Source organism: Streptomyces sp. NPDC030296 (assembly GCF_055572815.1).
In genome coordinates, this window is sequence record NZ_JBVICQ010000004.1 from 75,428 (window position 1) to 93,908 (window position 18,481).

18 protein-coding genes and 2 pseudogenes are annotated in these 18,481 nt (G+C 73.5%); 10 read left to right on the forward strand and 10 right to left on the reverse strand.

Annotation, left to right across the window (positions count from 1 at the left end; all coding sequences use genetic code 11):
• The first annotated feature begins 33 nt into the window (after positions 1 to 33).
• From ACZ4Z3_RS12280 to hypA, 3 genes are read left to right on the forward strand one after another with little or no spacing between them, the layout of a single operon-like run.
• Entirely contained in the window at positions 34 to 240 is a 207-nt protein-coding gene (locus ACZ4Z3_RS12280; RefSeq protein ID WP_468500900.1) for a hypothetical protein, read from the forward strand.
• 32 nt (positions 241 to 272) lie between these two features.
• Complete coding sequence (locus ACZ4Z3_RS12285) at positions 273 to 467, forward strand: hypothetical protein (protein ID WP_468500901.1); 195 nt, start codon at positions 273 to 275, stop codon at positions 465 to 467.
• A 7-nt stretch (positions 468 to 474) separates the two neighbouring features.
• A complete protein-coding gene (gene hypA / locus ACZ4Z3_RS12290; RefSeq protein ID WP_468501418.1) occupies positions 475 to 831 on the forward strand; it encodes a hydrogenase maturation nickel metallochaperone HypA in 357 nt (118 codons plus the stop codon).
• 105 nt (positions 832 to 936) lie between these two features.
• Here hypA and hypE read toward each other — a convergent pair whose 3' ends face one another.
• From hypE to ACZ4Z3_RS12325, 7 genes are all read right to left on the reverse strand, one after another.
• Positions 937 to 2,007 (reverse strand): hydrogenase expression/formation protein HypE, encoded by a 1,071-nt coding sequence (hypE, locus tag ACZ4Z3_RS12295; RefSeq protein ID WP_468500902.1) that lies wholly within the window; start codon positions 2,005 to 2,007, stop codon positions 937 to 939.
• Entirely contained in the window at positions 2,000 to 3,145 is a 1,146-nt protein-coding gene (gene hypD / locus ACZ4Z3_RS12300; protein ID WP_468500903.1) for a hydrogenase formation protein HypD, read from the reverse strand. The genes hypE and hypD overlap by 8 nt, the downstream gene beginning before the upstream one ends.
• On the reverse strand, positions 3,142 to 3,423 hold the full coding sequence (locus ACZ4Z3_RS12305; RefSeq protein WP_055511614.1) for a HypC/HybG/HupF family hydrogenase formation chaperone: 282 nt from the start codon (positions 3,421 to 3,423) through the stop codon (positions 3,142 to 3,144). Before ACZ4Z3_RS12305 ends, hypD begins: the two co-directional genes overlap by 4 nt.
• A 3-nt stretch (positions 3,424 to 3,426) precedes the next feature.
• Positions 3,427 to 5,775 (reverse strand): carbamoyltransferase HypF, encoded by a 2,349-nt coding sequence (gene hypF, locus ACZ4Z3_RS12310; RefSeq protein ID WP_468500904.1) that lies wholly within the window; start codon positions 5,773 to 5,775, stop codon positions 3,427 to 3,429.
• Entirely contained in the window at positions 5,772 to 6,515 is a 744-nt protein-coding gene (hypB, locus tag ACZ4Z3_RS12315; RefSeq protein WP_468500905.1) for a hydrogenase nickel incorporation protein HypB, read from the reverse strand. The genes hypF and hypB overlap by 4 nt, the downstream gene beginning before the upstream one ends.
• Before the next feature lie 116 nt (positions 6,516 to 6,631).
• Positions 6,632 to 7,165, reverse strand: coding sequence for a hydrogenase maturation protease (locus tag ACZ4Z3_RS12320; RefSeq protein ID WP_468500906.1), 534 nt, complete (start codon positions 7,163 to 7,165; stop codon positions 6,632 to 6,634).
• A complete protein-coding gene (locus ACZ4Z3_RS12325; protein WP_468500907.1) occupies positions 7,162 to 8,907 on the reverse strand; it encodes an enoyl-CoA hydratase-related protein in 1,746 nt (581 codons plus the stop codon). The genes ACZ4Z3_RS12320 and ACZ4Z3_RS12325 overlap by 4 nt, the downstream gene beginning before the upstream one ends.
• 186 nt (positions 8,908 to 9,093) lie before the next feature.
• Between ACZ4Z3_RS12325 and ACZ4Z3_RS12330 the strand changes: the two genes are divergently transcribed.
• The 6 genes from ACZ4Z3_RS12330 to ACZ4Z3_RS12355 all read left to right on the forward strand — a co-directional run bounded on the left by ACZ4Z3_RS12330 (position 9,094) and on the right by ACZ4Z3_RS12355 (position 13,100).
• The gene (locus tag ACZ4Z3_RS12330; protein ID WP_468500908.1) at positions 9,094 to 9,363 is read left to right on the forward strand and encodes a YkoF family thiamine-binding protein; all 270 of its coding nucleotides are present in this window, start codon (positions 9,094 to 9,096) and stop codon (positions 9,361 to 9,363) included.
• On the forward strand, positions 9,360 to 9,737 hold the full coding sequence (locus ACZ4Z3_RS12335) for a helix-turn-helix domain-containing protein (protein ID WP_468500909.1): 378 nt from the start codon (positions 9,360 to 9,362) through the stop codon (positions 9,735 to 9,737). Before ACZ4Z3_RS12330 ends, ACZ4Z3_RS12335 begins: the two co-directional genes overlap by 4 nt.
• Positions 9,738 to 9,855: 118 nt before the next feature.
• The gene (uraD, locus tag ACZ4Z3_RS12340) at positions 9,856 to 10,365 is read left to right on the forward strand and encodes a 2-oxo-4-hydroxy-4-carboxy-5-ureidoimidazoline decarboxylase (RefSeq protein WP_468500910.1); all 510 of its coding nucleotides are present in this window, start codon (positions 9,856 to 9,858) and stop codon (positions 10,363 to 10,365) included.
• A 7-nt stretch (positions 10,366 to 10,372) separates the two neighbouring features.
• Complete coding sequence (uraH, locus tag ACZ4Z3_RS12345) at positions 10,373 to 10,786, forward strand: hydroxyisourate hydrolase (protein WP_468500911.1); 414 nt, start codon at positions 10,373 to 10,375, stop codon at positions 10,784 to 10,786.
• 5 nt (positions 10,787 to 10,791) lie between these two features.
• On the forward strand, positions 10,792 to 11,685 hold the full coding sequence (gene pucL, locus ACZ4Z3_RS12350; protein ID WP_468500912.1) for a factor-independent urate hydroxylase: 894 nt from the start codon (positions 10,792 to 10,794) through the stop codon (positions 11,683 to 11,685).
• 41 nt (positions 11,686 to 11,726) lie between these two features.
• Complete coding sequence (locus ACZ4Z3_RS12355; RefSeq protein WP_468500913.1) at positions 11,727 to 13,100, forward strand: 8-oxoguanine deaminase; 1,374 nt, start codon at positions 11,727 to 11,729, stop codon at positions 13,098 to 13,100.
• Positions 13,101 to 13,326: 226 nt separating this feature from the next.
• Here the strand turns inward: ACZ4Z3_RS12355 and ACZ4Z3_RS12360 are convergent, their stop codons facing one another.
• Complete coding sequence (locus ACZ4Z3_RS12360; RefSeq protein WP_468500914.1) at positions 13,327 to 15,537, reverse strand: alpha-N-acetylglucosaminidase; 2,211 nt, start codon at positions 15,535 to 15,537, stop codon at positions 13,327 to 13,329.
• 360 nt (positions 15,538 to 15,897) lie between these two features.
• Between ACZ4Z3_RS12360 and ACZ4Z3_RS12365 the strand changes: the two genes are divergently transcribed.
• Positions 15,898 to 17,592, forward strand: coding sequence for a peroxidase family protein (locus tag ACZ4Z3_RS12365; protein WP_468500915.1), 1,695 nt, complete (start codon positions 15,898 to 15,900; stop codon positions 17,590 to 17,592).
• A 79-nt stretch (positions 17,593 to 17,671) separates the two neighbouring features.
• On the opposite strand, the pseudogene ACZ4Z3_RS12370 reads toward ACZ4Z3_RS12365, so the two are convergent.
• Both ACZ4Z3_RS12370 and ACZ4Z3_RS12375 read right to left on the reverse strand, forming a co-directional pair.
• Positions 17,672 to 18,020, reverse strand: a pseudogene (locus tag ACZ4Z3_RS12370) (acyl-CoA thioesterase).
• Between the two features lie 48 nt (positions 18,021 to 18,068).
• Positions 18,069 to 18,328, reverse strand: a pseudogene (locus tag ACZ4Z3_RS12375) (IS200/IS605 family accessory protein TnpB-related protein); the annotation flags it as partial.
• Positions 18,329 to 18,481 lie beyond the last annotated feature (153 nt).

The following is an 18,481-nucleotide window of genomic DNA, read 5'->3' on the forward strand; positions in this document are numbered from 1 at the left end:
CCGCAGGTCGGAGGCGAGGAAGGAGCACACCTCATGGGCAGCATCAGAGTGGGCCGGGCCCAGGCCAGGCCCGACACGCCCCGGCACGTCATGGGCATGCACCAGGGCAACCGGGGACCGTACAAGGACCAGAAGGGACACCACGAGGACGGCACCGCCGACGCGCGCCGTTCCACCGGGATCCACTGGAAGCGGCATGACACCCTCGCGGAGGCCATGCCGAACATCTCACCGGGATGAGACAGCAGGGAGTCGCCGCAATGATGACGTACATGCGTGCACGAAGGCCCGCCGCCGCCCACCGCGGACGGAGCGGGATGACCGGACAGCGGGTCCTGATGGCCGAGGCCGCCATGGTCGGCGGTGTGGCCCTGGCGCTGCTCCTGTGGGAGTTGCCCAGCCTGCGCCGCGAGGCGCGGATCTGGCGGATGGCCGGTGGCTTCCGCGCCGGCCACCGGTATCCGTGAGCCGACCGTGCACGAACTGTCGATCGCGACCGCGATCATCGAACGGGCCGATGAGATGGCCCGTGCGGACGGCACGGACTCCGTCTCGGCGGTGACCGTCCGGGTCGGGGAGCTGGCGGGCGTCGTCCCCGACGCCCTCGGCTTCGCCTTCGAGGTGGCCCGGGACGGCACCGCCCTCGCCGGGGCCCGGCTCCAGGTCGAGCAGGTCCCCGCACTGGCCTGGTGCGGCCCGTGTGCGGAGGAGTTCGCGGTGGGCATGCCGCCGTTCTTCTGGTGCCCGCGCTGCGACCGGCCCTCCACCGAGCTGCGCAGCGGCCGGGAACTGGAGATCGCCGCGATCGAGCCGGCACCGGCCACCGCGTAGTACGGGGGCCGACACCGGCCACCGTACGACCCGGGGGTCGGCACCGGCCACCCGCACAGCCCGAGGGCCCCGCCGGCGTACCGGCGGGGCCCTCGGACGTCCTCCTCAGCAGATGCGCGGCAACTGCTCGCCGAGCGGCAGGTCCACCACCCGCGTGCCGCCGAGACCCGTGGCGACCACGACCATCCCCGGATGGTCGGCGACGCACTCGCCGATCAACGTGGCCCCGGCGCCCTGCGGATGGGCGCGCATCGCCGCGAGCACCTCCTCCGCCGCCGACGGCGGCACGAAGGCCACCAGGCGGCCCTCGTTGGCGACGTAGAGCGGGTCGAGCCCGAGGAAGCCGCAGGCGTTGGCCACCGCGTCCGGCACCGGAATCGCGCGCTCCCGGAGGCGGACGCCGGTCCCGGAGGCACGGGCGATCTCGTTCAGGGACGCCGCGAGACCGCCCCTGGTGGGATCGCGCAGCACATGGACGTCGGGGGTGACGGCCAGCATCGCCGCGACCAGATCCGCGAGCGGCGCCGTGTCGCTGGCGACGTCCACCCCGAACTCCAGCCCCTCCCGCACGCTCATGATCGCCACCCCGTGCAGACCGATCGGCCCGCTGACGATGACCGCGTCGCCCGGCCGGGCCCGCTGCGGCCGGATGTCCACGCCGTCCGGGACGAGGCCCACACCGGCAGTGGTGACGTACACCCCGTCGCCGTGCCCGGACTCCACCACCTTGGTGTCCCCCGTGGCGACCATGACACCGGCGGCCCCGGCCGCCGCTCCCATGGCGCGCGCGATCCGCTCCACGACTGCCAGCTCCACGCCCTCCTCCAGCACGAAGGCGGCGGACAGGTACGCGGGCCGGGCACCGCTCATCGCCAGGTCGTTGACGGTGCCGTTGACCGCGAGGTCACCCAGGCAGCCGCCGGGGAAGAACAGCGGCCGGACCACATAGGAGTCGGTGGAGAACGCCAACCGCGCGCCTCCCAGTTCGAGGACGGCGGAGTCGGCGAGCGAGGCCAGGACGGCGTTGCCGTAGGCGGGCGCGAAGACCTGCTCCACCAGTTCCGCCGACAGCGCGCCGCCCCCGCCGTGCCCCATGACCACGACCGGCTGGTCGCGCAGCGGGGCGGGACAGGTCCAGGCGGACGGATCGACCACATCGGCGAGTTGTTCAGGCAACGGGGTTCATCTCCTCCCGCGCGACCGGAGCGGCCTGCGGTGTCGGGCCGTCGTTCATCCGGCGGTACAGGTAGTACGCCGCGCAGGCACCCTCGCTGGACACCATGGTGGCGCCGAGCGGGGTGCGCGGGGTGCAGGTGGCGCCGAACGCGGCGCACTCCGTGGGCTTGATCAGCCCCTGCAGCACCTCGCCGCTGCGGCACTCGGCCGGCTCCTCGGTACGGATCCCGGTGACGTCGAAGCGGTGCTCGGCGTCGAACGCGCGGAACGCGTCGGTGAGCCGCCAGCCACTCGCGGGGATGCGGCCGATGCCCCGCCAGTTGCGGTCGGTGACCTCGAACACCTCCTCGATCATGCGGACGGCGGCCGGGTTGCCCTCGTCGCGCACGGCACGCGCGTAGGCGTTCTCCACCCGGTGCTCACCGCGCTCCAGCTGGCGGACCGCGCGGCGGATGCCCTCCAGGATGTCCAGCGGTTCGAAGCCGGTCACCACGATCGGGACGCCGTACCGCTCGGCGAGTTCCGGGTACTCGGCCGTGCCCATCACGCTGCACACGTGCCCGGCGGCCAGGAAGCCCTGCACCCGGCAGGCGGGCGCCGTCATGATGGCCTCGACGGCCGGGGGCACCCGCACGTGCGACACCAGCAGGCTGAAGTTGGTCAGGCCCAGGCGGCGCGCCTGGTGCACGGCCATCGCGTTGGCCGGGGCCGTGGTCTCGAAGCCGATGGCGAAGAAGACCACCTCCCGGTCCGGGTTGCGGCGGGCCAGCTCCAGCGCGTCGAGCGGCGAGTACACCACGCGGACGTCGCCGCCCCCGCCCTTGACCCGGAACAGGTCGCGGTCGGTGCCGGGCACCCGGAGCATGTCCCCGAAGGAGCAGAAGATCACCCCGGGACGGGCGGCGATCTCCAGCGCCTTGTCGATGACCTCCAGCGGCGTCACGCACACCGGGCAGCCGGGGCCGTGGATCAGCTCCACCTCGTCGGGGAGCAGACGGTCGATGCCGTGCCGGACGATCGAGTGGGTCTGCCCGCCGCACACCTCCATCAGCGCCCACGGCCGGGTGGCGGTGGCACGGATCTCGTCCAGCAGCCTCCGCGCCAGAGCGGGGTCGTTGAACTCGTCGATGTACTTCACGGGGTTCCCGCCTCCTTCGCCGCCTGCTCCCAGGCGTCGCCGAACTCCTCCTCCAGCAGCCCCAGTTCCTCGAAGAGCTTCAAGGACGCCAGGGCCGACTCCTCGTCCAGGCGCTGGAGCGCGAACCCGACGTGCACGATGACGTACTCACCGACGCGCACGTCGGGCACGTACTCCAGACACGCCTGCTTCTGCACACCGCCGAAGTCGATCAGCCCGGTGAGGGGGTCGGCGCTGTCGTCGATGGCCACGACCTTGCCGGGCACTGCCAAACACATGGGTCACTCCTCTTGTCGTCGGTGAGCCGCGACCACCAGTTGGCCGAGGGCCAGCCCGCCGTCGTTCGGCGGGACCTCGCCGTGCCGCAGCGCCGTGAAGCCCGCCCCGGCCAGCAGCCGCGCGCACTCCTCCTCCAGCAGGGCGTTGGCGAAGACGCCGCCGCTCAGGGCGACGACGGCAAGGCCGGTGTCCCGGCGTGCCCGTCCGCAGAGCTCCAAGACGGCCCGCGCGACACCCCGGTGGAAGCGCGCCGCGAGGACCGCGGACGGGGTGCCCCGGCGCAGATCGGCGACGAGCGCGCCCAGCACGGGCGCGGGGTCCCACACGCCGTCGCCGATGCCGAAGGCGTACGCCGAGGTGTCCGCGTCCCAGGCCGAGGCCGCGGCGGCCTCCAGCTCCAGAGCGGCCTGCGCCTCGTACCCCGCGCGGTGGCACACACCGGCGAGGGACGACACGGCGTCGAAGAGACGGCCCATGCTGGAGGTCGCCACACAGGCCAGCCCACGCGTCAACTGACGCTCCAGCAAGTGGAGTTCATCGCTGGTGCAGGCGGCCGTGCAGGGCAGGTCGGGGTCCCACGGCAGGCCCGCCGCCCACAGCCGGGCCAGCGCGAGGCGGCAGGGGTTCGCCACGCCCGCGTCGCCGCCCGGCAGCGGGGCCGGGGTCAGATGGGCGAGGCGCCGGTGGCCCGCGTAGTCGGCGAGCAGGATCTCACCACCCCAGACGGTGCCGTCGTCGCCGTAGCCCGTGCCGTCGAACGCGACGCCGATGACGGGCGTCGTGCCGTCGAGGCCGTGCTCGGCCATCGCCGACGCGATGTGCGCGTGGTGGTGCTGGACCAGCACGGGGCTGCCCCCGGCCAGCCGGGCGGCCCACCGGGTGGAGTGGTATCCGGGGTGCCGGTCCGCGGCGACCAGCTCGGGGCTGACGCCGGTCAGGCTCCGCATCCGTGTCTCCGCCCGCCGGGCCGCCTCCAGGGTGGTCAGGTCGCCCATGTCGCCGATGTGCGGGCCGAACCACGCCTGGTCGCCCTCGCCGACGCACAGGGCGTTCTTCAGGTCGCCGCCCACGGCGAGCGCGGGCCGCACCGCCACCGGCAGGCGCAGGGGGCGGGGCACGTACCCGCGGGAGCGGCGCAGCACCTGTTCGGTGCCGTCGGCGCGCACCCGCAGCAGGGAGTCGTCGCAGGGCGCGGCGACCTCCCGGTCATGGGCGAGCCAGGCGTCCGCGAGCCCCGCCAGCCTGGTCAGTGCCTCGTCGTCGTCCGTGACGATCGGTTCCCCCGAGCGGTTGCCGCTCGTCATCACCAGCACGCGCGGACCCGGCGGATCGCCGGGCAGCCCGAACAGCAGGGTGTGCAGCGGGGTGTACGGAAGCATCACGCCGAGGTGCGGGCTGCCGGGGCACACTCCGGACGTGAGGACCCCCTGTCCGACGCGCGGACGCAGCAGGACGATGGGACGCCGGGGGCCGGTGAGCGTGGCGGACTCGGCCGCGGAGACGGTGGCGATCCGCCGTACGGTGTCGAGGTCCGCGCACATCACCGCGAACGGCTTGCCGCCGCGTGCCTTGCGGGCGCGCAGGGTGTCGACGGCGGTGGCGTCGCCGGCGTCGCACGCAAGGTGGTAGCCGCCGAGGCCCTTGACGGCGACGATCCGCCCGGCGGCCAGCAGCGCGCGGGCCGCCGCGAGGGCGTCGGCGCCGAGGGCGGGCCGGGCAGCGCCGTCCGGCGCGGGCACCAGCCGCAGCCGGGGTCCGCAGTCGGGGCAGGCGACGGGCTGGGCGTGGAAGCGGCGGTCGCCGGGGTCGCCGTACTCGCGGGCGCACGCCGGACACAGCGGGAAGCCGGCCATGGTGGTGACCGCCCGGTCATAGGGCATCCCGGTGGCGATGGTGAAGCGGGGTCCGCAGTGGGTGCAGGTGACGAAGGGGTGCCGGTGCCTGCGGTCGGCCGGGTCGGCCAGCTCCCGCAGACAGTCCCCGCAGGTCGCCACGTCCGGCGGGAGCAGGGTGCGGCCCGAGGAGCGGTCGGTGGAACGGATCGTGAAGGCGTCGTCGTTACCGGTGACGGCCAGTTCCTCGACCCCGACGGCGGTGACGGTGGCCAACGGCGGCGGCTCGGCGGCCAGTCGGTCGCAGAAGAGGGTGACGCCGTCGGGCGGGCCCTCCACCTCGATGAGCACGCCGTCCGCCGTGTTGCCCACGAACCCGGCCAGTTCCAGGCCGGTGGCCAGACGGTGGACGAACGGGCGGAAGCCGACGCCCTGCACGGTTCCGCGGACGGTGACGCGTCGGCGCACCGTCCGGGCGTCGGCGGTGCCGCGCGGGGTGCGGGTGGCGGGCGCCGTCACGAGACGCGGCCGGCCGTGAGGCCGGACGCGGCGTCGTCATGGCGGTGCGGGCGCGGCGCCAGGGGAGGCCGGTGCACGGGCGCCCCGTCCCGCACGGCGAGCACCCGCTCCAGGACGGTGTCGACGCCCTCGCCGTCACGGGCGCAGGACCGCACCACCTCCACGCCCGGGTTGACCCGCTGGACATGGGCGAGGAAGGCGGACTGGTCGAACCCGGCGGCCTCGGCGAGGTCGGTCTTGGTGAGCACGACGAGCTGGGCGGAGCCGAAGGCCGTGGGGTACTTCAGCGGCTTGTCCTCGCCCTCCGTCACCGCCATCAGGACGATCCGCAGGCTCTCCCCGAGGTCGTAGGAGGCCGGGCAGACGAGGTTGCCGACGTTCTCCACGAACAGCAGCGAGGTGCCGGCGGGCAGCCAGCTCTCCACGTGGCCGCGCAGCTGCCGGGCCTCCAGATGGCACAGTCCGTCGGTCAGCAGCTGCTTCACCGGTGCCCCCGAGCGGGCGAGCCGGTGGGCGTCGTTCTCGGTCGCCAGGTCCGCGGTCAGCGCGGCCACCGGCACCCCCCGCTCCACGGCCCGGGCCAGCACCCGGCCGAGCAGTTCGGTCTTGCCGCTGCCCGGGCTGGAGAGCAGGTTGACCACGCTCACCCCGCGGCCGGTGAGTTCGTCGCGCAGGCTCGCGGCCAGCCCGTCGTTCTTCGCCAGGACGGCCTGGGTGACGTCGTCCATGGACTCGCACATGGGCACAGCTCCTCGCGGGTTTTCGGGTGCGTCGGACCGCTGCCGATCCTCCGCGCCCCCGGCCGCCGGACCGGGGAGACGGGCCGCGGGCGGGCCCTCGGATTCCTCCGGGCGGCTCAACCGGGGATCGCGGCCCGAGTCAGCGGCGGCGTCGCCGCCGGGTCGGCGAGCAGCGCCGGGACCAGGGTGTGCAGCGCGGTGACGGCCCGCGCGACGGCGTCGCGCACCGTCGCGCTGACGCCGGGCGCGATGTCCTCGTCGCCCCGCGGCAGCACCTGCGGTTCGCAGGCGAGGACGAGGACGCGGGGGAGCGGCTCGTCGCCGAGATGGGCGGCCAGGGCGAGGACCTTCGCCGGGTCCATGCCGTGCGCCTCGGGCGGGGGGCCGCCGGTGGCGCGGTCGGGGAGTTCCGGTTCGATCAGCGACAGGGTGCCGGGCCGGTGGCCGCGCGGGGAGGCGTCGACCAGGACGGCGGTGTCGTAGCCGCCGAGCAGTTCGTAGGCGAGGTCCATGCCGCGGATGCCGAAGTCCCGCACCCGTGCCTCGGGCGGCAGCGGGCGCCCTTCGAGGGCGCGGATCACCTCGGGGCCGAAGGCGTCGTCCGCGAGGAAGATGTTGCCGACGCCCGCCACCAGCAGCCGCGCGCTCATCGTGCGTCTCCCGTCGCCAGGGGCCGGGCGGAGCCGTGCGGGAGCTTGCGGACGAACGCCGAGCGCAGGGCGTGGTACGGGGCCTGGGGATCGAAGAAGACGGCGTGCATCCGGGCGAGTTCGTCCCGCCGGTGATCGGCGAGCGGCCTGCGCTCCTCGTCCGCCCGCCGGGCCGCCGCCTTCGCGGCGATCCGCGACGCGAGGTCCGGGGCGTCGGCCAGCGCCGCCGCCGTCCGGGCGACCTCGGCGGTGAAGCCCTGGGGCGGGACCGGCACCGGGCGGTCCACCAGCCCGATCCGCGCGGCGCTCACGGCGCTCACCGGCAGCGCCTCGCCCGTGAGTCGCTCGGCCGCCTCCGCCCCGACGCGGCGGGGAAGCGTGTACGTCCAGTACTCCGACCCGTACAGGCCCATGCGCCGGTAGTGCGGGTTGAGGACGGCGCCCTCGCGGCACCACACCTCGTCGGCGGCCAGGGCGAGCATGACGCCGCCGGCCGCCGCGTTGCCGCCGAGTGCCGCGACCACCAGGCGGTCGGTGGTGCGCAGCACCGCCTCGACCAGGTCGTTCATGGCGTCGAGGTTGGCCCAGGACTCGGCCGCCGGGTCGGCCGACGCCTCGATGACGCCCAGGTGGATGCCGTTGGAGAAGAAGTCGCGGGACCCGCCGAGCACCAGTACCGGGGTGGGGCGGGCGAGCGCGTACCGGTAGGCGTCGAGGAGGCGGCGGCAGTGGTCGGTGCTCATGGCTCCGCCGGGGAACGAGAAGTCCAGGAACCCGACGGCGCCCTGCCGCCGGTAGCGGATGTCGGTGAAGGTGCGCCGGTCCGGGGGCAGTTCGAGCGGGACGGTGCTCTCCGGCAGCCGGTGCGGGCGCTCGTCGCCGCCGGACGTCCCCCGGTCGGTGCCGGGCGGGGCGGGGAAGCCGGCGAGGACCGACGCGGCGGGGCGGCGGAACGGCGCCGGGTCGCCGGAACTCTTGCGGGGGCGCAGCTCCGGAATCCACACCGCGCCGTCCCGGGTGGCCCGGCAGACCGCGCCGGCCCGGGTCGCCAGCAGTTCGCCGGGAGCGCCCCGGAGCCGGTCCTCGGCGTGCCCGCCGTGCAGGAACACCTCCCGGCCGAGGAGCTCGTCGAGGACGCCCGGCTGCGAGTCGGCCGCGCGGAGCTTCCCCAGCACCGTCTCCGTGCTGTCGTTCTCCCAGTCGATGCCGCGCCGCTCCTGGCGGAAGAAGTCGCGCCACACCACCCGGATCCCGGGATCGCTCTGCGGCCGTGGTTTGAAGGACCCTTCGGCGTACCGCTGGACGGCCAGCAGCACGGCGGCCGAGGCGGCGTCGGCGACCTCGCCCCGGTACAGGTCGCTCTTGCCGACCTGCGGCACCGGGAAGGACACGGCGGCCCAGACGTCACCGGCGTCCATCCCCGCCTCCGCCTGGAGCACCGTCACACCCCACTGCGCCGCGCCCTCGGCGATCGCCCAGTCCAGGGAGGACGGGCCGCGGTCGCCGGGCGGTCCCGGGTGCACGATGAGGCAGGTGTGCTCCCGCCACACCTCCTCGGGCAGCGCCGTCCTCAGCATCGGCGCGACGATCAGTTCCGGGCGCGCCTCGCGCACGGCGGCCAGGACCGCGTCGGTGCCGTGCGAGGCCAGAACGACGTCGACCCGGTGACCCCGGTCGGACAGTTCCGCGTACACCCGCTGGGAGAGGCTGTTGAACGCGCTGGCTACGAGCAGGATGTCCATGATGGGGAATGTTGGCCCGTTACGGGAGGGGCGCGAAGGACCACGGCGGCGTTTCGCCGGGCACACCTCCCGACGCGGGCGTCCTCGGCGGGACCCGGTCGCCGTTAAGGTCGTGTCGCGACGGCTGGGCACACCGTCGGTGTGATGACAGAACGCGCGGGTCGGATCCGAGGTCATGGGGGCGTAGTGCGATTGAGAGTGGAGTTCACCACCGAGCCGTTCGACCTGGACGAGCCGCCCCGGCACGCGCTGGTCGCCCGCGACGTCATCGAGGCCGCCGAGCTGGACGCGGTCGACGTGGGCCCCTTCGGCAACACCGCCGAGGGCGGCTCCGAGGCCGTCCTCGGCGCGGTCGACGCCCTGCTGCGCCAGGCGCTGGAGGCGGGCGCCACCCGGGTCTCGCTCCAGGTCAACGTGATCGGCGAGCCAGCGGAGTCCGGGGAGGGGCAGGGGTGACCGCCGCCGGGGACGACCCCTTCGTCGCGGCCGTCAAGCCGCTGGTCGACGCCATGGGCGGGGTCCTGCTGCCGCCGGGCGAGGCCGGTCCCGACGACGTCGTGCTCTCCTGGCAGGGCGCCGACGTCGTCGCCGTCCGACTGCCGCAGCTCGCCGAGTCGCTGGACCACATCCTCGCCGCGCTGGAGCGCCGGCACGGAAAGCCCCTCGCCGACCTCGACCGGAAGACCAAGCAGGAGATCGTGCGGACGCTGGAGGCGCGCGGCGCGTTCTCCGTGCGGCACGGCGTGGAGACCGTCGCCGGCGCGCTCGGCGTCAGCCGCTTCACCGTCTACAACTACCTGAACAGGGAGAACGCGGCCAAGGGCCGGTGACGGGCCGCCCCGACGGTCGAAGGGTCCACCCCTGTTTTTCAACAAACTGTTGACGTGGTGTCGTCGCGGGGCGTTAGCTTGCCGTAGCCAGTCCAGCATCACGGCCACGGAGGCTCCCGTGACTTCGCGTTCCTCGACGCCGGGCCTCGCCCGGTTCAACACCCTGGAGAAGCAAGCCGCCGTCGCCGCGCTCCACGAGGCGTGCGCCTCGGCGGAATGGGGGCGCAGACTCCTCGCCGGCCGACCGTACGCCACCGTGGACGACCTGCTCGCCGCCAGTGACGCCGCCATGGCCGCACTGACCGCCGAGGACCTGGCGGAGGCGATGGCCGGACACCCGCCGATCGGCCGCCCCAAGCCGGGTGACCCGACCTCCGCCCGGGAACAGTCCGGCATGGCCGGCGCCTCCGACGCCCTGAGGGCGGAGATGCTCGAACTGAACCTGGCCTACCAGGAGAAGTTCGGCCATGTCTTCCTGATCTGCGCCACCGGCCGCACCGGTGAGCAGATGCGGGACGCGGTCAGGGAACGCATCGGCAACACGCCGGAGGAGGAACGGGAGATCGTCCGCGTCGAACTGGGCAAGATCAACCGCATCCGCCTGACCCGACTGGTCGAAGAGGACTGAGAGCAGCATGAGCACCAGCACCACGGCCTCCGTGTCCACGCACATCCTGGACACCAGCGTCGGCCGCCCCGCCACCGGGGTCGCCGTCCGCCTCGCCGCCCGTCCGGGACGCGACGCCGACTGGCGGGCCCTGGGCGGTTCCGCGACCGACGCCGACGGCCGGTGCAAGGACCTCCCGGCGCTGCCGGAAGGGACGACCCACGTACGGCTCGACTTCGCCGTGGAGCCGTACTTCCGGGCCAGGCAGGCCCAGCAGGCCGAGACCCAGCAAGCCGAGGCACAGCAGGACGCCCCCGCGCATCGGGACAGCGGTGTGTTCTTCCCCGAGGTGGTCGTCACGTTCGCCGTCGAGGGCGGCGAGCACTACCACGTACCGCTGCTGCTCAACCCGTTCGGCTACTCCGTATACCGAGGGAGTTAGCACCCATGCCCATCCTTGGACAGAACCAGTACGGCAAGGCCGAGAACCGCGTCGTACGCATCACGCGGGACGGCGCCACCCACCACATCAAGGACCTGAACGTCTCCGTGTCCCTCTCCGGCGACATGGACGAGGTCCACCTCTCCGGCTCCAACGCCAACGTCCTGCCGACGGACACCACCAAGAACACGGTGTACGCCTTCGCCAAGGAGCACGGCATCGAGTCCGCCGAGCAGTTCGGCATCCATCTCGCCCGCCACTTCGTGACCTCCCAGCCGGCCATCCACCGGGCCCGCATCCGCATCGAGGAGTACTCCTGGGAGCGCATCGAGCACTCCGGGAAGGGCGCGCACTCGTTCGTCCGCACGGGCCAGGAGACCCGGCTCGCGCAGATCACCTACGACGGCTCGGCGTGGGAGGTCGTCTCCGGCCTCAAGGACCTCACCGTCATGAACTCGACGGACTCCGAGTTCTGGGGGTACGTCAAGGACGAGTACACGACCCTCCCCGAGGCGCACGACCGCATCCTCGCCACCGACGTCTCCGCCCGCTGGCGGTTCAACTGGACCGACGACGAGCGGCCGGCGCCCGCCTGGGACACGTCGTACGCGCAGGTCAAGCGGCACATGCTGGAGGCCTTCGCCGAGACGTACTCGCTGTCGCTCCAGCAGACCCTCTACGCGATGGGCGCCCGGATCATCGACCACCGGAGCGAGATCGACGAGGTCCGCTTCTCCCTGCCGAACAAGCACCACTTCCTGGTGGACCTCGCCCCGTTCGGCCTCGAGAACGACAACGAGGTGTACTTCGCCGCCGACCGCCCCTACGGCCTCATCGAGGCGACCGTCCTGCGGGACGGCGTCGAGGCGCGCATCCCGGCCGATCTCACCAACCTCTGACGCGGACCCGGTACGTGCACCGGGAGTTGGGACGAACAACGATGGCACAGCGCATCGTCATCGAGAACGCGGCGATCGCGACCGTGGACGCGCGGGACACCGAGTACCCGTCGGGCCATGTGGTGGTCGCGGACGACGTGATCGAGTCGGTCGGCGCGGGCCGGGCTCCCGAGGGCCTGACGGACGTCGTACGCCGGATCGACGCCACCGGACACCTGGTGACCCCCGGCCTGGTCAACACCCACCACCACTTCTACCAGTGGATCACCCGGGGCCTCGCCACCGACCACAACCTCTTCAACTGGCTCGTCGCGCTGTACCCGACCTGGGCCCGCATCGACGAGCGGATGACGTACGCGGCGGCCCAGGGCTCCCTCGCGATGATGGCCCGCGGCGGTGTGACGACCGCGATGGACCACCACTACGTCTTCCCGAAGGGTTCCGGCGACCTGTCGGGCGCCATCATCCGCGCGGCCCGTGAGACGGGCGTCCGCTTCACCCTCGCCCGCGGCTCCATGGACCGCAGCGAGAAGGACGGCGGCCTGCCCCCGGACTTCGCGGTCGAGACCCTCGACGGGGCGCTCGCCGCCACCGAGGCCACCGTGAACGAGCACCACGACGCCTCCTTCGGCGCGATGACCCAGGTGGCCGTGGCCCCCTGCTCCCCGTTCTCCGTGTCGACCGAACTCCTCAGGCAGGGTGCCGAGTTGGCCCGCCGTCTCGGGGTGCGACTGCACACGCACGGCTCGGAGACGGTCGAGGAGGAGAAGTTCTGCCACGAGCTGTTCGGCATGGGCCCCACCGACTACTTCGAGTCGACGGGCTGGCTCGGCGAGGACGTGTGGATGGCGCACTGCGTCCACATGAACGACCCCGACATCGACGCCTTCGCCCGGACGAGGACCGGAGTCGCCCACTGCCCGTCCTCCAACGCCCGCCTCGCCGCCGGTATCGCCCGCGTCCCCGACATGCTGGCGGCCGGCGTCCCGGTCGGCCTCGGCGTCGACGGCACCGCCTCCAACGAGTCCGGCGAACTCCACACCGAGCTGCGCAACGCGCTCCTCGTCAACCGCCTCGGCCCCCACCGCGAAGCCGCCCTCGACGCCCGCCAGGCGCTGCGCCTCGGCACCTACGGCGGTGCCCAGGTCCTCGGCCGGGCGGCCGAGATCGGCTCCCTGGAGCCCGGAAAGCTCGCCGACCTGGTCCTGTGGAAGCTGGACACCCTCGCCCACGCGTCCATCGCCGACCCGGTGACCGCGCTGGTCTTCGGCGCGGCGGCCCCGGTGACCCTGTCGCTGGTGGGCGGCCGGGCCGTCGTGGAGGACGGCCGCCTGCTGCACGTGGACGAGGACGCGATCGCCCGCTCGACACGGGACGAGGCCCGGCGACTGGCCCGGATCGCGGCCGGGGACTGACCCCGCCGCCGCACGCCGACGCGGTGGCGGCAACCCGCCCGTGCCGTACGGCGCCCCGACTCCGGTCGAGGGGGACGGCCCTGGCCGGAAGCGGTGGACCCGAGCGGGGTCCACGGCGGCCGTCTCCGGGGCGCACAGCGACCGTGCGCCCCGGAACGGTGCGACTGACCCCGTGGCGGCCGGGCTCGGACCGGCGTGCTCGGCCTCGACAGACGGGCCTGGCCTCTCAGGAGAGCGCTGTGAGCCGCTCCCACACCTGTGTGGCCACCGTGTACGTGTCGCCGGTCGGCTCGGTGGTGAGCGGTCCCGGGTTCCGGGTCCAGTGGTCCTCCAGCGCGAACCAGTCGATCTTCTTCGGCGCCCGCCCCTCGGCGAGCGCGGCCCGCAGCTCCTCGAAGTACGTCGACCAGCGCAGCCGGTACAGCCCGCCGACCAGGCCCGCCCACTCCCGGTTCGCGTAGTCGCGCAGCCCCGCGTCCGCGCCCGCACGGGTGCCCCACACGGTCAGCAGCGACAGATTGTCGTACGCCAGCCGCTCCCGCTCGGCGTCGCCCGCCCCCCAGGCGCGCGCGTCCGCGACCCAACGGCCCAGCAGATGGCGGGAGTCGGTGGCCAGCAGCCGGTCCAGCAGATCCATCAGGGACAGCCACACCTCCGCCAGCTCCTTCAGCCCGGCGGCGTCCCGCGCGTCGTACGCCTCCTTGATCCGCGGCAGCAGGACGCGGCTGCGGTTGGAGAGGGTCTGGCGGGCCACGTCGAGCAGGTCCCGCCGGTAGGCGGACGAGGCGCGCAACGCGGACCGCACGCGCAGCAGTTCACCCAGGGCGGGCTCCAGGTCCGCCGCCGCGTACCGGAGTTGCTTGGGCGACCAGCGGGCCGCCCGGACGACGGTGAGCGCCGGGCGGGCACCGAACAGGCCGTCGGCGCCCTCGCTCCACCCGTCGGCGCGCGTGGTGCCGTAGACGGTGCGGCGCAGGATGTCCCAGGCGGCCTCGGCATGCGGATCACGGGCGCCGTAGCGCGCGTGCGCCCAGTCGGCGAACCACCTCTGAAGGTCCAGCTCGCCCTCGCGCCAGGCGAGTTCGGAGAAGAGGGCGAAGGCCGCCGGGTTGTTGTCCGCGGCCTCCGGCAGCAGCGCGATCCCGCGCAGCGCGCTGCCGGGCTTGGTGCGCCACGTCTCGTACAGCTCAGCCCAGTCACGGGTGTTGGCGCCGAGCACGGTGTGGCCGCCGAAGTTCCAGATCGAGCCGAACGCGTACGGGGCGCCGCCCCAGTCGGCCTCGCGGTCGGTGACCGTCGGGAAGCGGTCGGAGAGGCCGTCGACGACGAGCATGTGCTCCTTGTCGACGGCGTCGACGATCGCGCGCGGCGGGTTGTGCTGCCAGCCGAGGATCACCCAGGTGGCATCGGGGTGGGCCCGCCGCAGCGCCCGCTCGACGCCCTTCGCCGCGTCGCCCACGGGCACGTCGCCCGGGTCGCCGCCCTCGTGCAGCAGGTCCATCTTGTACAGGGTCGACGCCCCGCCGAACATCTCGTCCTGGGTGCGGTAGAAGGCGGCCGCGACCCGCGCGAAGGCGTCCGTGCGCGGGTCCAGCCAGTCCGGGCGGGCGAAACCCATCCATGTGCCCTGCGGGACCGTCCGCGCTCCCGGGACGCGCTCGGCGAAGCCCGGCGGGACCGTCCCGAAGTAGCCGGGGAACACCGGCGTCATGCCCAGCTCGCGCACCCGGTCGGCGATCCGGCGGCCGAGCGCGGCGCGGGCGTCGAGGAGCTGCCGGGAGACGGGGGAGGGGAACGCGGACAGGTTCTGCAGCAGCCACCACGGCTGGTGCGCGGGCCCCGGGACCCACGCCCGCAGCTCCTCCTCCCCGTACCCGAACTCCTGGAACACCCGGTGGTAGAGGGCGTCCGCGCCCGCGTAGACGAGGATCTCGTTGTAGCCGTGCAGCGCCAGCACGTCCAGCTCGCGCTCCCAGTACGACCAGTCGAGGTAGGCGCCCGTGTAGCCGTCGTTGGTGTCGTTCAGGGCGAAGCGATGGGGGACGTTCGCGCGTCGGGTGACGGTGCCGTCGAGGCCCGGCAGGGCGCGGGGGAGATCGGTCTGCTCGCCCGCCCAGTTGATCTCGGCGTACGCGATGTGCCGCAAGTACCAGTTCAGACCGGTGAGCCGGGTCGCCGGGGTGTCGCCGGTGACGGTGATGCGCCCGGTGCCGCCCGCGACGTGGAAGGTGTCCCGCTCGGTCCCCTCGGCGAACGTGATCTGCCGCCAGTGGTCCGGCAACAACCGCCGGGCCGCCGCCGCGGCCGCCGTTTCCGCCGCCCGGTCCGCGCGGGGCGCGTCGTCGGAGGGGTTCGCGCGGGAGGGGGCGCAGGCGACCGCCGCCCCCGCCGAACCGGCGGCGAGGACGGCGAGCAGAGCACGGCGGGCGAGCGGCATGATGCCTCCGGGTGCGGGTGGGGGTACGCCGTGGCAGCAATACCCACCGACACGGTCCTTCCGCACCGACACACGGCCACAAGGGGGAGAATCCGGCGTGAACGGCCGTAATCCCGCCCCCCCGCCGCCGACCCGGCCGTCCCGTACGCCCCTCGTACGCCTTTCGCTCGATCCGCCGTACGTCGATCTGCGCCGGATGTGCCGACGGGGAAACTCTCGCCGGACGCGACACGTTGTCGGGAAACAGGGATTCATCCGAAATGATCGCTTCGCGTCCGGTGGGGGCAGGAAGATCCGGGAGGAACCGGTACGTCCGGTTGTGGCCGGTCGCGGAGTCCGGGGGACAGAACGGGGACACACATGGTGCGTCGACACCATCGCGAGAGCTACTACGTCGTCGACGAGGGCAGGATCCTGGAGTTCGAGAAGGGAGACGCCGTCGCGCGCGTACCGAGCGCCGCCGAGCAGCAACTCGCCTTCCGCTTCTCCAGGTTCGGCGAGAAGGGGGTGCAACTCGACGAGGCGCTGCGGGCGAAGCTCGCGGCGGCCATGACCACGGTCGGCACGGGCGGCGACGACCCGGACTCGGGGAGGCCGGGGACACCGGTTCCGGCCGGGTTCACCTACCTCGGCCAGTTCGTCGACCACGACCTGACGTTGGACCGCACCCAGGTCGGGCTCGGCGAGCCCGTCCCGGTCGAGGAGCTGCTCCAGGGGCGCAGCCCCGCCCTCGACCTCGACTCGCTGTACGGCATGGGCCCGCACCACTCGGGCAGCGCCCGGTTCTACGAGGCCGACGGCCGCCTCAAGACGGGCACGACCCTCGGTGTGGGCTTCCCGCCCGAGCTGCCGCCCGCCAACACCGACCAGAAGGGCTTCGACCTGCCCCGCGCCGGTGAGACGGCCGGCGGCACCCGCGCCGACATGCGCGCCCCGCTCATCCCGGACGCGCGCAACGACGAGAACCTGGCCGTCGGCCAGCTCCACCTGGCGTTCATCCGCTTCCACAACCGCGTCATCGACCTGCTCGCCGACCGGGGAGTGCCCGAGCGCCGACTGTTCCAGGCGGCCCGGGAGATCGTCGTCAAGCACTACCAGTGGGTCCTGCGCACGGACTTCCTGCCGCGCGTCGTCGACCCGGAGATCGTCGAGCGCGTCTTCACCCGGGGGCGGCGGCACTTCGAGGTGCCCGGGTACACCCGGCCCGGCGACCTGCCGACGATGCCCATCGAGTTCTCCGTCGCCGCCTACCGGCTCGGGCACAGCATGGTGCGGACGGCGTACCAGTGGAACAGGGTGTTCCGTGCGGGCGGCCCCGGTCCGATCGCCTCGCTGGGTCTGCTCTTCCGGTTCAGCGGCACGGCGGGCAACCTCACGCCGGGACCGGACGACCTGAGCGACCTCGACGACCCGAACGCGGGGGAGAACCTGCGGCTGCCGAGCAACTGGATCGTCGACTTCCGCCGGCTGTTCGACTTCGGCGAGGCCGGCCGGGACGATCTGGTGGTGCCCAAGGGCGAGTTCAACCTCGCCAAGCGGCTCGACACCCTGCTCGTCGACCCGCTGGCCGCCCTGCCCACCGGCACCTTCGACGGCCGGGGCCGCCCGGCGCCGCCGCCGATCCACCGCAACCTCGCGTTCCGCAACCTCACGCGCGCCGCGATGGTCGAACTGGCCACCGGCCCGCAGCTGGCCGCGCAGATGGGCATCAAGGGGCTGACCGAGGACCAGATCCTGCGGGGCGCAGGCGGAGCCGTCCTGGAGGGCCTCACCGACGCCGAGCGCGCCCAGGTCGTGGAGCACACCCCGCTGTGGTTCTACGTCCTGCGCGAGGCCGAGGTGAACGGACGCCACCCCGGCCGCCTCACCGGCGTCGGCGGCACGCTCGTCGCCGAGGTCTTCCACCGGGCGATGGAGGGCAGCCGGGTCTCGATCGTGAAGCACCCGGGCTGGCGCCCGAGCCTCCCGGCCCACCGCAAGGGCCGCTTCACGATGACGGACCTGCTGCTCTTCGCCTTCGAGGACGACCCCGCGCTGCTCAACCCGCTGGGCTGACCTACGGGACGACGCTCAACCGCTGTTCGGGCCGTGGGCCGCGCTCACAGCCCGAACAGCGTGGGGCGGCGGGTCGCGCTCACAGCCCGAACAGCTTCGGGTCGTCCGCCGGCTCCCTGAAGTACGTGCCCGGGTCGGCGACCAGCCTGCGCGCCTTGAGGTCCATCAGGCCGCCCACACCGGTGATCTCGGCGGCCACCGTGCCGTCGGTCCTGCTGATCGTCTGCTCGATCCGGAAGGTCTTGCCCTCGCCCCAGACGACGACACACGTCACCTCGACCTCGTCACCGGCGAGCAGCTCGCGCCGGTAAACGGATCGTCGTCTCCAGTGCCACGGGTCCGACGCCCCTCGCCATCAGATCGGCCCGGCGGATCCCGGCGGCCTGGAGCAGCGACCAGCGCGCGTGCTCCCCGTACCGGAGGTACACGCTCTGGTTGAGGTGCCCCTGTACGTCGGTCTCGTACCGTTCCTCACGACTGAGCGGGAGTGGGTCCTGTTGCCAGGACCCATGCTCAGCCGGACGCCCCGAACGGTGGTGGGTGTCCTGGTCGCCCGCTTTCGCTCCGCGTCCGGCGCGCACGGATCGTGTCCGTGGTCCGTGGTCCGTGGTCCGGGAACGCGGGGGCGGGGTCCCTCACACGGGGCCTGGACGGTCCGATGGCCCTGCTCATCACTCCGGTGAGCAGGGGGCGGTGCCGTCCGTCGCCGGACCGGGTGTCCCAGGGCGCGCCTTCCCGCCCCGCACCCCGTGCACGACCCCGGCCTCCCAGTCCGCACAGCTCGTCCTCCGCCGTCAGCTGCCTGAGCCGGTCGCGGACCGCCACACCGGACGGGCCGACGGCGACGAACGGCGCCGCCAACTCCCGCAGCCCACGCCGGCGCCCCTGC

Bases quoted from the DNA above. Each gene is read 5' to 3' on its own strand.
- ACZ4Z3_RS12360 (WP_468500914.1), bottom strand. From the start codon at position 15,537: ATGCCGCTCGCCCGCCGTGCTCTGCTCGCCGTCCTCGCCGCCGGTTCG.
- pucL (WP_468500912.1), top strand. From the start codon at position 10,792: ATGCCCATCCTTGGACAGAACCAGTACGGCAAGGCCGAGAACCGCGTC.
- ACZ4Z3_RS12325 (WP_468500907.1), bottom strand. From the start codon at position 8,907: ATGGACATCCTGCTCGTAGCCAGCGCGTTCAACAGCCTCTCCCAGCGG.
- uraH (WP_468500911.1), top strand. From the start codon at position 10,373: ATGAGCACCAGCACCACGGCCTCCGTGTCCACGCACATCCTGGACACC.
- hypB (WP_468500905.1), bottom strand. From the start codon at position 6,515: ATGTGCGAGTCCATGGACGACGTCACCCAGGCCGTCCTGGCGAAGAAC.
- ACZ4Z3_RS12365 (WP_468500915.1), top strand. From the start codon at position 15,898: ATGGTGCGTCGACACCATCGCGAGAGCTACTACGTCGTCGACGAGGGC.
- ACZ4Z3_RS12305 (WP_055511614.1), bottom strand. From the start codon at position 3,423: ATGTGTTTGGCAGTGCCCGGCAAGGTCGTGGCCATCGACGACAGCGCC.
- ACZ4Z3_RS12355 (WP_468500913.1), top strand. From the start codon at position 11,727: ATGGCACAGCGCATCGTCATCGAGAACGCGGCGATCGCGACCGTGGAC.
- ACZ4Z3_RS12285 (WP_468500901.1), top strand. From the start codon at position 273: ATGCGTGCACGAAGGCCCGCCGCCGCCCACCGCGGACGGAGCGGGATG.
- ACZ4Z3_RS12320 (WP_468500906.1), bottom strand. From the start codon at position 7,165: ATGAGCGCGCGGCTGCTGGTGGCGGGCGTCGGCAACATCTTCCTCGCG.
- ACZ4Z3_RS12280 (WP_468500900.1), top strand. From the start codon at position 34: ATGGGCAGCATCAGAGTGGGCCGGGCCCAGGCCAGGCCCGACACGCCC.